Source organism: Capnocytophaga stomatis, assembly GCF_002302635.1.
Taxonomy (GTDB): Bacteria; Bacteroidota; Bacteroidia; order Flavobacteriales; family Flavobacteriaceae; genus Capnocytophaga; species Capnocytophaga stomatis.
Map to the genome: position 1 here is coordinate 85,690 of NZ_CP022387.1, position 14,673 is coordinate 100,362.

Consider the following 14,673-nt stretch of genomic DNA (forward strand, 5'->3'; position numbering starts at 1 on the left):
ATTACAATGATAAACATTTCTGATTTTACAAAACGGCTACAAAAAGTAATGGATTACTATGGATTAAGTGCTTCTGCTTTTGCTGATACACTTGATATTCAGCGTTCAAGTATCTCTCACTTACTTTCCGAACGAAATAAACCCAGCTTGGACTTTATTCTCAAGTTAGTGTCGAAGTTTCCTGAAGTTGATATTTACTGGATTACTCAGGGAAAAGGTGAATTTCCTATAAGTACCTCTTCTACAGATAAATCCGTAAAGCAATCTTTTCAAACAGATTTATTTGAGGAAAAAAGCTCTCAAAATGTAATAAATAATCCTGTAATCACAGAAAATAAAGAACCTGAACTCCCAATAAAGCAAGAAAAAACTGACAAAAAAATCAAAAAAATTATCTTTTTCTATGAAGATAATAGTTTTGAAATATTTGAAAATCTGTAAAATTTTAAGAGAACTATTAACTTGATTTACATTTGTAAATTATAGCCATTTTTTCCGTTTAAAATAAAATATCATTATAACAGATATTAAAATCATTATTGCCCAAACAATAGGATATGCCCATTTATATTGAAGCTCAGGCATAAACTCAAAATTCATACCATAAACTCCAACGATGAATGTTAAGGGAATGAAAATTGTTGATATTAAAGTGAGTAACCGCATTATGTTGTTCATTTTGTTGCTCATAGCTCCCATATAAGTATCGGTCAATCCCCAAAGAATATCTCTGTAAGTTCCCAAAGTTTCCACAATTTGAATAGTATGGTCGTGAAGGTCACGAAAATAATGTTTTGTGTCATTTGTAACCAAAAAATGATTAATTTTTTCCAATTTACCAGTTATTTCTCGCACAGGAACAATCGATTTCTGAAGAAAAATAGCACTTTTCTTCAAATTTTGTATCTCCAGAATCATTTTTTCATCAGGATTGTTTATAATTTCATCTTCTATATCCTCAATTTTGCCTCCAATCTTGTCCAAAATTACGAAATAATTATCAATCACGGCATCCAAAAGACCAAAAAGAAGATAATCAATGCCCTTTTTGCGAATATCATTTATATTCATTAATAATCGTCTGCGTAACGGCTCAAATACATCTTCTCCTTCAACCTCCTGAAAACTAACAACATAATCTTTACCTAAAATCAATGCCAAATGCTCTGAAACAAGTTGTTCTTTCTTTCCGAAATACATCATCTTGATAATAATCAATAAATTATTTTCAAGAACCTCACTTTTAGGGCGATGCTCCGTATCAAGAACATCTTCCAAAAGTAAATTGTGTAACTTTGTAAACTCTCCTACTTGTTTTATTTCTTCAATATTGTTTAATCCATTGATATTTATCCAAGTACGATTTTCTCCAGAGATAAAATACAAAGCCTCCTTTACTGAATTTACTTTCCCAGAGTGAAAAAACGAATCTCCATAAGAAATCACATCAATATCAACTGATTTTTCTTTCTCACCGAAATACAGCAATGTACCAGGAGGCGATTCCATCTTATTAATACGATTTAACTTCCTTTTTTTACGCTTCTGAGAAACATTTTTAGCCATTTCTTAACAACTTAAAAACTCTCCCAAAAGTAAGAATTCTTTTCTGAAATATAAAATTTTATTTTCAGGATTAAATCTCGAACTTATAAAATATTTTTAGACTTTAATAAATAATATAAAATACTGATTATATTATATTTAAATTATAAAATTTAAATGATAAATTTAAGTTAATTAACAATTTAATAATATATGTCATTTTGTCATTTATAATTAATATTTAAACCTTATTTGATTATAAATAACTCATTTACAATATTTTATTATAAAAAATATCTTTAGTTATAAGTTATAGAATTTCTTCAATATTTTTAGTTAATGTAATTATTTAAATAGTTATATTTAAAAAACTAATTACCAGATAATTATTTATAAAAAATATATATTTTTAAAAAGACAAAAAAGAACCCGAACTTTCTCTATTATAAAAGAAAATTCGGGTTCTTTAATTGAAATTTTTTGTTTTATTTCTTACATAAAACTAATTGACTTAAAACTCCCAATCGCCACGTACTTTTAACACTTGGGTAATAACATCTCGGACGCATCCTTCCCCACCCTTCAAATGAGAAACATAATCCGCTATGGCTTTCACTTCAGGAGCTGCATCTTGCGGACAAGTAGCTAAACCGGAGTGTTTCATTGGCGGAATATCCAATATATCATCGCCCATATATAATATTTCTTCCTTTTTTAACCCTTTTGACTGCTGATATTCCAAAAAAGTATCCAATTTTTGATGTCTTTTCATAAAAACATCACTAATTCCTAAATCTTCGAGCCTTTTTTTGGCTCCTTGGTTGTTTCCTCCGGTGATGATACACATATTATATCCCTTATCCAATGCCAATTTCATCACAAAACCATCTTTTACGCTCATACTTCGTAATAATTCTCCTTCATTTGTTACCAAAACTTGAGCGTTTGTCAGTACTCCATCTATATCAAATACAAAAGTTGTGATGTTTTTCAAATACTCCTTATAGCTTTTTGCTTCCATATGTTTCTAATATTGAATTTGTTATTGTTTTATAAATTTCTTTCCGATTTCCACTTAAAAGAGCCAAATGATTTTCAATGGTTTGACGGTCATCACGCCTTGCCGGACCTGTTTGGGCTTCAAAAGGTTCTGTTTTCTGAATTTTCTCAAAAGTTTTTGCCAATAAAGGTTTCAGAATTTCAAAAGGAACTTTATTCTCTTCACATATTTCCTTACTAATTCCGATTAAATGATTCGTAAAATTATTCATCATTACCGCTGAAATATGTAAAATTTTTCTCTGAAAACCGTTTATTTCGTAAACTTTACTCGTTACGGATTCTGCCAAAATGCGTAAAACCTCTAAATCAGCTAAATCCTGAGCTTCGATACAAATTGGAACTTCTTGAAAATCAACAGGTATATCTTTAGAAAAAGATTGCAGTGGATAGAAAACACCCTTTCTGTTTTTACCACTTAAAACATCAATATCTGTGTTTCCTGAAGTATGAACTACCAAATTTCCTGAAAAAGGTAACTTTTCAGATACTTCAGAAATAGCCGAATCTTTCACAGCAATTATACAAATGTCAACGGGTTTTAACAATGAAACATTTGTAATTTTTTCCACTGCAAATTGCTCAAAATGAGAAGTGAAGCAGCTTCTATTACAAAGTTGCTTCACTTCAATTTTATCATTATTGTAAAAAATATTCATTAAGTGAAAAGCTACATTTCCGCCTCCTACTATACTTAATGATAATTTTTGACTGTTTCCTTTCATCAGAATTTTACAATATTTCTATAAATTCCAATTTATAGTGATTCGTGATAGTTTTGCATTGTCCTCTATATCGTTTTTTGTGATTTCAGAAGAAAGCCCGAAATTATTATTCTTTAAAGCCGATTTGTCAAAAGTAAAATAATAATTTTCATTTTTAGGCGTAACCAATATGCTTTTCAGTGTTTGCTCAATTTCAAAATCAGGATATCTGTCCTTAACATCTTTGTAAGTGCTTGCCAATGAAATTCCTTTTTCGGTAGCAAAACGCGAATCCAAAATCAATACACTTTCCACAACTTTCTGATTATCAGAATTAATAACCGGAGTTATTTCTATCAGCTCCTTACCTCCTTTTTCAAAAATGATAATTCGTTCCATACTTGCATAACGAAGCTCGCCCTCAAAAGTAGTATTGACCAAGGAATCTTTCGCATATATGGAATCCAATTTTTGGATAGGCGTATTTCTGTGTAAAACTCCCACATTATCTTTCGTTATCAGAAATTTATTATCGGTTTTATTACAAGCAATAGTTACAATCAAAATTAGTATTAGTACAATATATTTGTTCATTTTTATAATTATTTTTACAGATTCTTCAATAAAATTTATTATTTCTTCATTACTTTATTCAAAACTCCAAAAACACCACGAATAAATGTAGCACTCGTCACCATTTTTAATATCGGATTTTGAGCCGTACTTTGCTTTGTTGTTCGTGCTTGTCGTGGTTGGGTTTGTTTTTGTTTCTGTTGTTGCTCCTCTTCTTTCTCCTTAACTTGCTGAGCTTGAATTTCTGAAATTTTCTTATTTAACAGCTCGTAGGCACTCTCTCTGTCTATCACTTCGTTATATTTTCGAACTAATTCAGAGCGATTTACAAGAGCGTTTATTTCATTTTCGGACAGAATATCCATTCGGCTCATTGGAGCTCTTAACATAGTGGCTACCAACGGAGTAGGAATTCCTTTTTCGTTCAAAACAGTTACAAAAGCCTCTCCCGTGCCCAGAGATGTTAGTACTTCCGCTGTATTGTAAAAGTCTGATACAGGGTAGTTTTCGGCTGTGAGTTTGATGGCTTTTCTGTCCTTCGCGGTGAAAGCCCTGAGTGCGTGTTGAACTTTCATTCCCAATTGTGAAAGAACGGCATCAGGAACATCGGTTGGGTTTTGTGTACAGAAAATAAGTCCAACTCCTTTAGAACGAATTAGTTTCACGATATTTTCCAACTGATTTAGCAACGTTTTTGATGCTTCACTGAAAATCAAGTGGGCTTCATCGATGAAAATCACCAATTTCGGTTTTTGCAAATCTCCTTCTTCCGGAAAAGTAGAATAAATTTCGGCCAGCAGACTTAACATAAAAGTTGAAAACATTTTCGGACGGTCTTGAATATCCGTTAGGCGAATAATATTCACATACCCCTCCCCTTTGCTGTTAGTTCTCAGTAAATCAGATGGTTCAAAGCTTCGTTCTCCAAAAAACAACTCAGCTCCTTGATGCTCTAATTCAACTATTTTCCTTAAAATTGCACTGGTTGAAGTTTTTGCAATCGCTCCGTATTCTTTTTCAAAATCGGCCTTGCCTTCTTCAGTGGCAAATTGTAATATCTTTTTTAAATCTTTCAAATCCAGCAAAGGATAACCGTGGTCGTCGCAATATTTGAAAATCACTGCCAACACGCCTTCTTGTACATCGCTCAAATCCAAAATACGAGAAAGCAACACCGAACCAAATTCGGAAACCGTAGCTCGCATTCTGGCTCCTTTCTGCTCCGAAATTGTTAATAATTCCACAGGAAATCCTTGTGAAGCATACGGAATTCCTATTTTTTTGTGACGTTCTGTGATAAATGATTTTTCTTCGCCTGCTTCTGCCAAACCGCTCAAATCTCCTTTCAAGTCCATCAAAAGTACAGGAACTCCGTTTTTAGACAAATTTTCGGCGATTACTTGCAAGGTTTTGGTTTTTCCCGTACCCGTTGCTCCTGCTATGAGTCCGTGGCGATTAAGCGTCTTTAAAGGAAGATTAACTAATACGTTTTCAATAGGTTGACCTTCATACATAGCCCCTCCTAATGTAATATAATCCCCTTTGCAAACATATCCGTTGGTTATGGTTTCTTTAAAAGATTCTATTTTACTCATATCTCTAAATTAGATGATAATACTTCAAGGAAACAAAGATATAATAAAAAACTGAAAGCTGTTACATTTATTCAATTTTCTTTGGTAAAATTTGCTTGCTAAGTTCTATTCGTATAACTTTGCGTAAATTATTTTGTCGAACCATATTAATAAAACTATAAATGAGTAATTTTCCTAAATTTTTGCTGGGAGATAACACTGACTTCCCCGATGCTATTTTTGTAATTCACACCGAATATCCTCGTTTTGTGCTAAATTTAGAAACTGACGAAGTGGAATGGCTGGAAGAATTTGATGAAGAAGACACCAAAGAACTCGAAACCGAAGCCGAAAACCTCATTCAGCAAGCCAATGAATTTTACGAGCGAGAAATAGACCGATACGAAGGGTAATCTACTATGCTTGAATACATTATAGAAAAAGATAAAGAGTTATTCCTCTACCTGAATGGCTTAGGCTCAGAGCATTGGGACAGTTTTTGGCTGTTTGTCAGTCATAAACTTTCCGCTTTGCCTTTGTATGTTTTGTTACTTTTTTTCTGTTTGAAATATTTCAAATGGAAGAAAACAGCCATTATTTTAGTTTGTATAGCTTTGATGATTCTCGCCACTGACCAGCTCGCGAACCTTTTTAAATATGGCTTTGAGCGATTGCGTCCGTGTCACGATGAAACATTAATTTCACAAATGCGTTCGGTAATTTGTGGCGGTAAATTTGGCTATTTTTCGGCTCACGCAGCCAGTTCAATGGCGGTAGCTGTATTTTTTAGTTCGATTTTCCGCAGAAGGATGAAATGGCTACCTTTTGTGCTGTTTTCTTGGTCATTTTTAGTGGGATACAGCCGAATTTATTTAGGAGTTCACTTCCCTGGTGATGTTGTTACGGGATTTATTTTGGGAGGTGCTTTGGGATATCTTTTTTATAAAATAGCATTCGGAAAAATATTAAAAGAACAGGTTTTATAATGAAAAATGAACAAATTTTGCTATCATATTTAGAAAATTTCATTACAGAAGAGCGAAAAAAACGATTTTCTGAAATTCTTGAATATCGAACCAATCATTTTACGGTAGCTGTTGAAGATGTTTTCCAGATGCACAATACAAGTGCTGTTATCCGAAGTTGTGAAGTATTTGGAGTGCAGCAAGCTCATTTGATTGAGCAGCGTTTTGGGAAGCGGTTAGATGCCAAAATTGCGATGGGAGCTCAAAAATGGGTGGATACATTCCGATATGATAACACGCAGGATTGTATGGATAGGCTTCGTGAAAAAGGTTACCAAATTGTGGCTACAACGCCTCACAAGGATGCTTACTTTTTGAGCGACTTTGACATTTCCAAAAAAAGTGCTTTCTTCTTTGGCACGGAAAAAGACGGATTATCGAAATTGGTTTTAAATCAAGCCGATACATTTTTAAAAATTCCGATGGTGGGCTTTACTGAAAGTTTGAATATTTCGGTTTGTGCGGCTATAATTTTGCAACAACTCACTGAAAATCTCAGAAAATCAGATGTTTCGTGGCAACTTACAGAAGAAGAAAAAATGGCAATCCGCATAGATTGGACAAAAAAATCCATCCGAAGCGTTGATGATGTTATGAAGCGATTTTATGAAATAAACCCTTAAAAATAAAAAGAGTAAGAATTTTTTGATTCTTACTCTTTTCTATTTAAAACCTTTAATCTATTTATAATGTATTAACATTATTCAAATCTTCGAAAGCTTTTTTAAGTCGGGCGATAAACGTTTTTTCACCTTCTCTTAACCAAACACGAGGGTCATAGTATTTTTTGTTTGGTGCATCAGCTCCTTCCGGATTTCCGATTTGTGATTGCAAGTAAGCTGTTTTTTCTTTCATATAATCACGAATTCCTTCTGTAAAAGCATATTGCAAGTCAGTATCAATATTCATTTTGATTACACCATAAGAGATTGCCTCACGGATTTCCTCAAGAGTAGAACCAGAACCTCCGTGGAAAACGAAATCTACCGTATTTTGAGGAACGTTGTAGTGTTTAGAGATGTACTCTTGTGAATTTCTCAAAATTTTAGGAGTAAGTTTCACATTACCAGGTTTGTAAACTCCGTGAACGTTACCAAAAGCAGCCGCAATTGTAAACTGAGGGCTCACTTTAAGCAACTCTTCATAAGCATACGCCACTTCTTCAGGTTGTGTGTATAATTTTGAAGAATCAACATCTGTGTTATCAACTCCGTCTTCTTCACCTCCGGTAATTCCCAGCTCAATTTCAAGAGTCATACCCATTTTGCTCATTCTCTCCAAATATTTTTTGCAAATTTCGATGTTCTCTTTAAGTGGCTCTTCTGAAAGGTCAATCATATGCGAGCTAAACAAAGGTTTTCCTGTTTCAGCGAAATGTTTTTCCGAAGCATCTAACAAACCATCAATCCAAGGAAGCAATTTTTTTGCACAGTGGTCAGTATGAAGAATTACGCTAACCCCGTAAAGTTCAGCTAATTGATGAACGTGTTTCGCTCCTGAAACGGCTCCTGCAATAGCTGCACGTTGGTTTTCATTTGAAAGTCCTTTTCCTGCCATAAAACAAGCTCCTCCGTTTGAAAACTGAATAATAACAGGAGCATTCATTTCTTTTGCAGCTTCCATTACGGAATTGATTGTGTTTGAACTAACAACGTTTACAGCTGGTAAAGCAAATCCTTTTTGTTTGGCGTATTGAAAAATTTCTTGTACTTGTTTTCCAACAGCTACGCCTGGTTTAATATTGTGTGCCATTTGTACTATAAAAAATTTAAAAATTATACTATCTAAAGTTTAACAAAGTTCTAAAAATAAGATTTCGAGCATCTTACATCTAAAACCTTAAAGTCGGTAACAAAAGTACGATTTTTTAATCAGATAGCAAAAATAAAAATCATTTTTTAAGCAAAATTTCTTATTTGGTAATTGAAAGTAAGATTTTTAAAAAATAATACAAATTGAACAGCTCTTTTTATATTGATTTTCACAGAATATACATTTTCATTTGATACGTTTTATGTTAAAGTTAAAATAATTCTTGTAATCTCACTCACACAATGGATTAATTTTCCTACCTTTGCCCCTTAAAATAAAACTTTATGAAAAACCCTATTTTTAGGCTTTACTTTATTGATGTGATGAGAGCCTTTGCCATTTGTATGATGTTGCAGGGGCATTTTGTAGATGGATTATTAGCAAATGAATATAGAAGTCCTGAATATCCTATTTATTCTATATGGTTATTTTTCAGAGGATTAACAGCACCTGTTTTCTTCACCGTTTCCGGTTTTATTTTTATGTATCTTCTGGCAAAAGAAAAAACTGCAGGAAAAACCGGCTGGAATCACGTGCGAGTTACCAAAGGAATTCGCAGAGGAATTACACTGATTATCACAGCTTATTTATTAAGATTACACATTTGGAGTTTATTTATAGGAAAAATATTTCCAAATTCTTATATGATTGATGTACTTCATTGCATTGGGTTATCTTTACTTTTCTTAATTGCAATATATTTATTTTCATATAAGAAAAAACCTTACGTAATGCCTTCAATATTAATTAGTTTTACGCTTTTTTCTTTTTTGTTGGCTCCCGTTTATTTATCGCAAAACTATGATTTTCTGCCGATTGCATTAGCAAATTATTTTACACAAGCTAATGGTTCGGTATTTACCATTTTCCCTTGGTTTGGTTACGCCTCATTTGGGGCTTTTGTTGGGGTTTTGTTCAGTATGTTCAAGGATAACAAACACATTTACAGCTATGCAATTGCCTTTTCGGTTGTATTTGGGTTAATTTTGTCCTTCGGTTCTCAGCCTTTCTTTAACTGGATTTACAGTGTAACCGACTCACAATTAGCTTTTCTGATTTCGGAAAATACTATTTTCAACAGATTGGGAAATGTGTTGTTAGTTTTTTCAATATTTATGTTACTTCGTGATGTAATTATGTCTGTAACAATCCGAACCATCGGGCAAAATACGCTATCTATTTACATCATACATTATATTATTTTGTATGGAAGTTTCACAGGATTTGGTTTGTATCAGTACTTTCACCATAGCTTAAATCCTTATGTTGTAATTCCTGGGGCTTTGCTTTTTATTTTAGTAAACATCTGGTTATCTTTCAAATACAATCAATGGAAACCTTTTGTAGTTGATAGATATGAAATTATAAGAAATGACCTTAAAGAATTTTTAACCGAAGGATATTACCTGACCGTTTCTTTTTTCAACAAATTAAAAAGCAAAATATTGAATTTTATATTCGCTTTCAAACGAAATTCGTAATACAAAAAAGGGATTCTTACAGAATCCCTTTTTTATTTGAAACATTATTTCTTTGTTTTTTTCTTCTTAGTTGTGGTCTTTTTTTTCACTGGTGCCGGAGGAGCTTCTCCACCTTTGTAATAATACAGACACTTTTCAATATAAAAATCTCCCTGATTTTGAATCACTCCTGCAATATTATCATCATACCACATTTCAGCCAAACTTGCTTTCAAATATTTTGAAATTTCATCTTTATTTCTTCTGAAATCTATAAATATTTTTCTTTTTGAAAGAAATTTTGAGAATGCAGTCAGCATTTCTTTCGATATTTTGTATTTTTTCACAAAATATTCTTTATCTGGTTTTTCATTAGCTTCAGGATTATTATCGAAATATTCAAATAGGAAAAAATTTGTTAATCCTGAATTCAATATTTCGTGTATCATATACATATCGGGCTTCATATCCATCGCTATGTAAACATCCGGATAAATTCCGCCACCACCGTAAACAACTTTACCCTTGGGCGTTGTAAACTTCAAAGAATCAGCTACTTTTGTGTTGTCTATTTGAACACTTCTTTTATTTCTAAGATTATAAGGCTTTTGAATTGAACGACCTGTGGGCGTGTAATAACGAGCTGTGGTCAAACGCACTGCCGAGCCATCAGGTAAGGGCATTTCACTCTGTACCAATCCTTTACCAAAGGTTCTCCGACCAACAATAACTCCTCTGTCATTATCTTGCAATGCTCCCGCAACAATTTCACTTGCCGAGGCGGTTTGCTCATTAACTAAAACAAAAACAGATTTGTTATCAAACATACCTCCTTCGGTCGAATAAACTTCTTCTATTTCTTTCCGATTATTTTTTGTAAAAACAATCATTTTGTCTTTAGCTAGAAATTCGTCCGCAATTTGGATTCCTACGTTAAAAAAGCCACCAGTGTTGTCTCTTAAATCCAAAATCAAGCTATTGATTTCTCCAAGCTGTTTCAGTGCTGATGTAAACTCTTGGTGAGTGGTTTCAGCAAAGCGATTCATTCTGATATATCCTAATGTATCGTTAAGCTTATAATAACGGTCAATGCTCTTTATCGGGATATATTTTCGCGTTATGGGTAGAGTAAAAAGACTGTCTGTCAGCTTTCTATATACCGTTAAGTTAGTTTCAGAATTTATTTCTCCTCTGAGAATAGTTCTAATTTTATCAGCCGAAAATCCTTTGCCAAAGAGAGTATCTTCATTAGCTTTCAAAATGCGGTCACCAAGTGAAATTCCTTTCTCAAAGGCATCGCTTCCCTCAATTGGTTTTATAACGGCAATGGAATCTTTGTACATATAAAAAGAAACTCCCACACCAACAAATTTCCCGCTCATATTTTCGGTAACTTCCTGAATATCTGATTTTGAAATGTATGTGGAATGTGGGTCTAACTTGTGAAGAATTCCGTTTACCGTAATGTCAACAATGCTATCCGTATCAACCTTATCAACATACTCATCTTCAATATAATCTATCAACTTACCTAATTTTGCTTTGCTCGGACTTTCCTCCGTGATGGTATCAATATTAACCACAGGAACGGGAACCGGAGGAGGCAATTTTTGAACATAAAAATCCGAAAGAAATTTCCCCAAGAGAATTCCTATAGCCAACACACCTCCCAATACAATTGGCACTATGTAAGTTTTTACTTTCATTCAAAAACTTTATTCAAATTAATTTTCTCTTGCATCCTAAATTCTGAAAAATCGAAAATCATAAAAACAAAAACACGACAGCTTATCATTACAGAAAAGCGGTCGTCTTTTTGAATATTTTTTATAACGATTTTACTTTTTAAAAGCCTCCAATCCTGATTTCAACCAGTTATAATACTCCTCAGTATCAGGGGTATAGCCAACAGGTTCTACCAAGTTAGTTTCATCGTGATTCATCAAAACGTAAAACGGCTGTGAATTAGCTTTATAACGAACCGTTTGGAACTCACTCCATTTTTGCCCGATATATTTCAACTTCTTGCCTGGTTTAATTTGAGATTCAACCACCTCGCTTTCAGGAAGTAATCGCTTATCATCTACATAAAGAGAAACAAGTACTACTTCATTTTTCAATATTTCAAGAACGTGAGGTTCTGTCCACACATTTTCCTCCATTTTTCGGCAATTAACACAAGTTTTTCCTGTGAAATCTATCAAAACAGGTTTGTTTACTTTTTTGGCATAAGCAAGCCCCTTGTCGTAATCATCAAATGTAATGATATCGTGTGGAGCAAAGAAGTGTGCACCTTCGGGAAGAGTAGCCTCTTGAGTGCTTGTAACACCTTTTTTGTATCCTACACCGTAAGGCGATTCACTGTAATGTTGTGGCGGAGGAAAAGCACTAATCAAGTTCAGCGGAGCTCCCCAAAGTCCCGGAATCATATAAATGGTGAATGTCAATGACAACAACCCCAAACTTAACCTTCCTACTGAAATCTTTTCAATTGGTGAGTCGTGCGGCAAGCGAATTTTCCCGAATAAATACAAAGCCAATGTTCCGAAGACAGCCACCCAAACAGCTATAAACATCTCTCTTTCAAACCAATGCCCTGTTACTGCTAAGTCCGCATTTGAAAGGAATTTGAAAGCCAAAGCCAGCTCCAAAAATCCTAAAACAACTTTAACCGTATTTAGCCATCCTCCAGATTTTGGCAAAGAATTTAACCATCCTGGGAAGGCCGCAAAAAGAGCAAAAGGCAGTGCAATAGCCAATGAAAAACCAAACATTCCTATAATCGGAGCGATTCCTCCTTTTTGAGCAGCCTCAACAAGTAATGTTCCGACGATAGGTCCCGTACAAGAGAAAGATACCACCGCCAAAGCCAAAGCCATAAAGAAAATACCTACAAATCCACTACGGTCAGCCTGAGCATCTATCTTTGTACTCCAAGAACTTGGCAAAGTAAGTTCAAAAGCTCCTAAAAACGAAGCTGCAAAGAAAATCAAAATAACAAAGAAAACTATGTTAAACACAACGCTACTCGCCAAAGCATTGAGTGCATCTGCTCCAAAAATTCCTGTTACAACAACACCCAATAATACGTAAATTACGATGATTGATATACCATAAATAATTGCATTTTTAATCCCTTTTGCCTTTGATTTACTTTGCTTTGTAAAATAACTCACCGTCATTGGTATCATCGGGAAAACGCAAGGTGTTAGCAATGCTGCAAATCCTGAAAGAAATGAAATAATGAAAATACTCCATAACCCCTTATTTCCAACTCCTTGATTAGCATCACTTTTATCAGCTTTTTTCTCTACTTTTTTAGCAGATTCTAATCCGTCTGTACTTGTAGGAATCGCTGACTGCATTTGAGTATTCTCCTCTGAAGTTACCAAACCGGCTTGTTGTCCTGAATTTTCTGTAGGTGTTGTAGTGGCATCACCATTTGAGAAAACAAACTCTAAATCCACCGTATCAGGAGGAAGACAATTTGCGTCATCACAAACCATAAATTCAACACTTCCTGTTGCAGTTGTTAATTTTTTTGTTGTTTTTATACGTTGTTTAAATACTGCTTTTTCATAGAAAAAACCTATTTCCATATCAAAAACAGCATCGTGTTTAACCACCGTTCCTTGTTCCTCTGTTTTTCCTACAAGCTGAAAATCAGAACCTGATTTATACTCAAAAGTAGTAGGAACCGGACCATTAGGCGGAATGCTCTGTGAATACAATTTCCATCCTTTTTGAATCGTAGCCGTTGAAATCAAATAGAACTCATTATCGCCTACCTTTTCAACTTTAGTTTCCCACTTCACAGGATCATATACTTGTGCACTCAACGTGACAAATATAAATGAAAATAAAAGAGTTAAAATCTTTCTCATACATTATTTTTTTATTGTGAAGCGACAAAGGTAACAAAAAATAATTAATATTTTTATTCTTAATATTTATTTTTTCAACGATATTTTTAACAGTTTCAACAGTTTGTTTTTCCTGATAAAATCCTTTACTTTTGCAAAGTAACCGAATTGAATTACTTCTATGAGCAAAATAAATCCTAAAAAATATCGTGTTAAGGAAGATATTAATCTCTCAGAATTAAACACTTATGAAGATTTTTTAATGAATGAAGAAAGTTTAAAAGCTGAACTTAAGGAGGTTAGCAAAAAACTTGCTGATTTTCAGGATGTACTTTACGCACACAACCGATACAGCGTTTTGGTTTGCATACAAGGAATGGACACTTCAGGAAAAGATAGTTTAATCAGAGATGTTTTCAAAGGTTTTAACACTCAAGGCATTGAGGTTCATAGTTTTAAATCTCCCTCTCAAAAAGAACTCGAGCACGACTATTTGTGGAGACATTACATCGCTTTGCCTGAACGTGGCAAATTCGGGATTTTTAATCGTACGCATTATGAAAATGTAACCGTAACTCGAGTACATCCAGAGTATATTTTGAATGAAAACCTTCCAAAAATAACAAAAATTGAAGATATTGATGAAAAATTTTGGAAAAAACGATTCAAACAAATCAGAAAATTTGAAAAAAATATTTCGGAAAACGGAACAATTATCTTCAAATTCTTTCTAAATATTTCAAAAGAAGAACAAAGGCGAAGATTGCTGGAACGTTTAAATAATCCTTCTAAAAATTGGAAATTTTCGATAGGAGATTTAAACGAACGAAAACTTTGGGATAAATATCAAAAATATTATGAAGAAGCAATTAATGAAACATATTCAAAATCAGCTCCTTGGTATATAATTCCCGCAAACAATAAAAAGGCTGCACGGTTGTTAGTTGCAAAAATTCTGTGGAATACGCTGAAAAAATATGAAGACATAAAATACCCCGAAATAAGTAACGAAATAAATCTTGCAGAATATAAAGAACAATTATCAAACGATTGATTAT

General features: G+C 33.6%; 14 protein-coding genes. 6 read left to right on the forward strand and 8 right to left on the reverse strand.

Features of this window, described 5'->3' with window-relative positions; all coding sequences use genetic code 11:
- The first annotated feature begins 6 nt into the window (after positions 1-6).
- Entirely contained in the window at positions 7-441 is a 435-nt protein-coding gene (locus CGC58_RS00380) for a helix-turn-helix domain-containing protein (RefSeq protein ID WP_095894603.1), read from the forward strand.
- Between the two features lie 39 nt (positions 442-480).
- Here the strand turns inward: CGC58_RS00380 and corA are convergent, their stop codons facing one another.
- The 5 genes from corA to CGC58_RS00405 all read right to left on the reverse strand — a co-directional run bounded on the left by corA (position 481) and on the right by CGC58_RS00405 (position 5,476).
- The gene (corA, locus tag CGC58_RS00385) at positions 481-1,566 is read right to left on the reverse strand and encodes a magnesium/cobalt transporter CorA (protein ID WP_095894604.1); all 1,086 of its coding nucleotides are present in this window, start codon (positions 1,564-1,566) and stop codon (positions 481-483) included.
- A 490-nt stretch (positions 1,567-2,056) separates the two neighbouring features.
- Positions 2,057-2,566 (reverse strand): KdsC family phosphatase, encoded by a 510-nt coding sequence (locus CGC58_RS00390; protein ID WP_095894605.1) that lies wholly within the window; start codon positions 2,564-2,566, stop codon positions 2,057-2,059.
- On the reverse strand, positions 2,547-3,329 hold the full coding sequence (locus tag CGC58_RS00395) for a Rossmann-like and DUF2520 domain-containing protein (protein ID WP_095894606.1): 783 nt from the start codon (positions 3,327-3,329) through the stop codon (positions 2,547-2,549). The genes CGC58_RS00390 and CGC58_RS00395 overlap by 20 nt, the downstream gene beginning before the upstream one ends.
- A gap of 18 nt (positions 3,330-3,347) precedes the next feature.
- A complete protein-coding gene (locus tag CGC58_RS00400) occupies positions 3,348-3,902 on the reverse strand; it encodes a hypothetical protein (RefSeq protein WP_095894607.1) in 555 nt (184 codons plus the stop codon).
- A gap of 38 nt (positions 3,903-3,940) precedes the next feature.
- Complete coding sequence (locus tag CGC58_RS00405; RefSeq protein WP_095894608.1) at positions 3,941-5,476, reverse strand: helicase HerA-like domain-containing protein; 1,536 nt, start codon at positions 5,474-5,476, stop codon at positions 3,941-3,943.
- Positions 5,477-5,637: 161 nt separating this feature from the next.
- Between CGC58_RS00405 and CGC58_RS00410 the strand changes: the two genes are divergently transcribed.
- The 3 genes from CGC58_RS00410 to CGC58_RS00420 are packed head-to-tail and all read left to right on the forward strand — an operon-like array spanning position 5,638 to position 7,103.
- Positions 5,638-5,868 (forward strand): hypothetical protein, encoded by a 231-nt coding sequence (locus tag CGC58_RS00410; RefSeq protein ID WP_018279119.1) that lies wholly within the window; start codon positions 5,638-5,640, stop codon positions 5,866-5,868.
- 6 nt (positions 5,869-5,874) lie between these two features.
- Entirely contained in the window at positions 5,875-6,441 is a 567-nt protein-coding gene (locus CGC58_RS00415; protein WP_095894609.1) for a phosphatase PAP2 family protein, read from the forward strand.
- Positions 6,441-7,103, forward strand: coding sequence for a TrmH family RNA methyltransferase (locus CGC58_RS00420; RefSeq protein WP_095894610.1), 663 nt, complete (start codon positions 6,441-6,443; stop codon positions 7,101-7,103). Before CGC58_RS00415 ends, CGC58_RS00420 begins: the two co-directional genes overlap by 1 nt.
- Positions 7,104-7,164: 61 nt before the next feature.
- Here the strand turns inward: CGC58_RS00420 and fbaA are convergent, their stop codons facing one another.
- On the reverse strand, positions 7,165-8,232 hold the full coding sequence (fbaA, locus tag CGC58_RS00425) for a class II fructose-bisphosphate aldolase (protein ID WP_095894611.1): 1,068 nt from the start codon (positions 8,230-8,232) through the stop codon (positions 7,165-7,167).
- 344 nt (positions 8,233-8,576) lie between these two features.
- On the opposite strand from fbaA, the gene CGC58_RS00430 reads away from it, so the two are divergent.
- Complete coding sequence (locus tag CGC58_RS00430) at positions 8,577-9,773, forward strand: heparan-alpha-glucosaminide N-acetyltransferase domain-containing protein (RefSeq protein ID WP_095894612.1); 1,197 nt, start codon at positions 8,577-8,579, stop codon at positions 9,771-9,773.
- 44 nt (positions 9,774-9,817) lie between these two features.
- Here the strand turns inward: CGC58_RS00430 and CGC58_RS00435 are convergent, their stop codons facing one another.
- A complete protein-coding gene (locus tag CGC58_RS00435; protein ID WP_095894613.1) occupies positions 9,818-11,458 on the reverse strand; it encodes a S41 family peptidase in 1,641 nt (546 codons plus the stop codon).
- A 132-nt stretch (positions 11,459-11,590) separates the two neighbouring features.
- A complete protein-coding gene (locus CGC58_RS00440) occupies positions 11,591-13,636 on the reverse strand; it encodes a protein-disulfide reductase DsbD family protein (protein WP_095894614.1) in 2,046 nt (681 codons plus the stop codon).
- 160 nt (positions 13,637-13,796) lie between these two features.
- On the opposite strand from CGC58_RS00440, the gene CGC58_RS00445 reads away from it, so the two are divergent.
- Complete coding sequence (locus tag CGC58_RS00445) at positions 13,797-14,669, forward strand: PPK2 family polyphosphate kinase (protein ID WP_095894615.1); 873 nt, start codon at positions 13,797-13,799, stop codon at positions 14,667-14,669.
- The last annotated feature ends 4 nt before the right edge of the window (positions 14,670-14,673 follow it).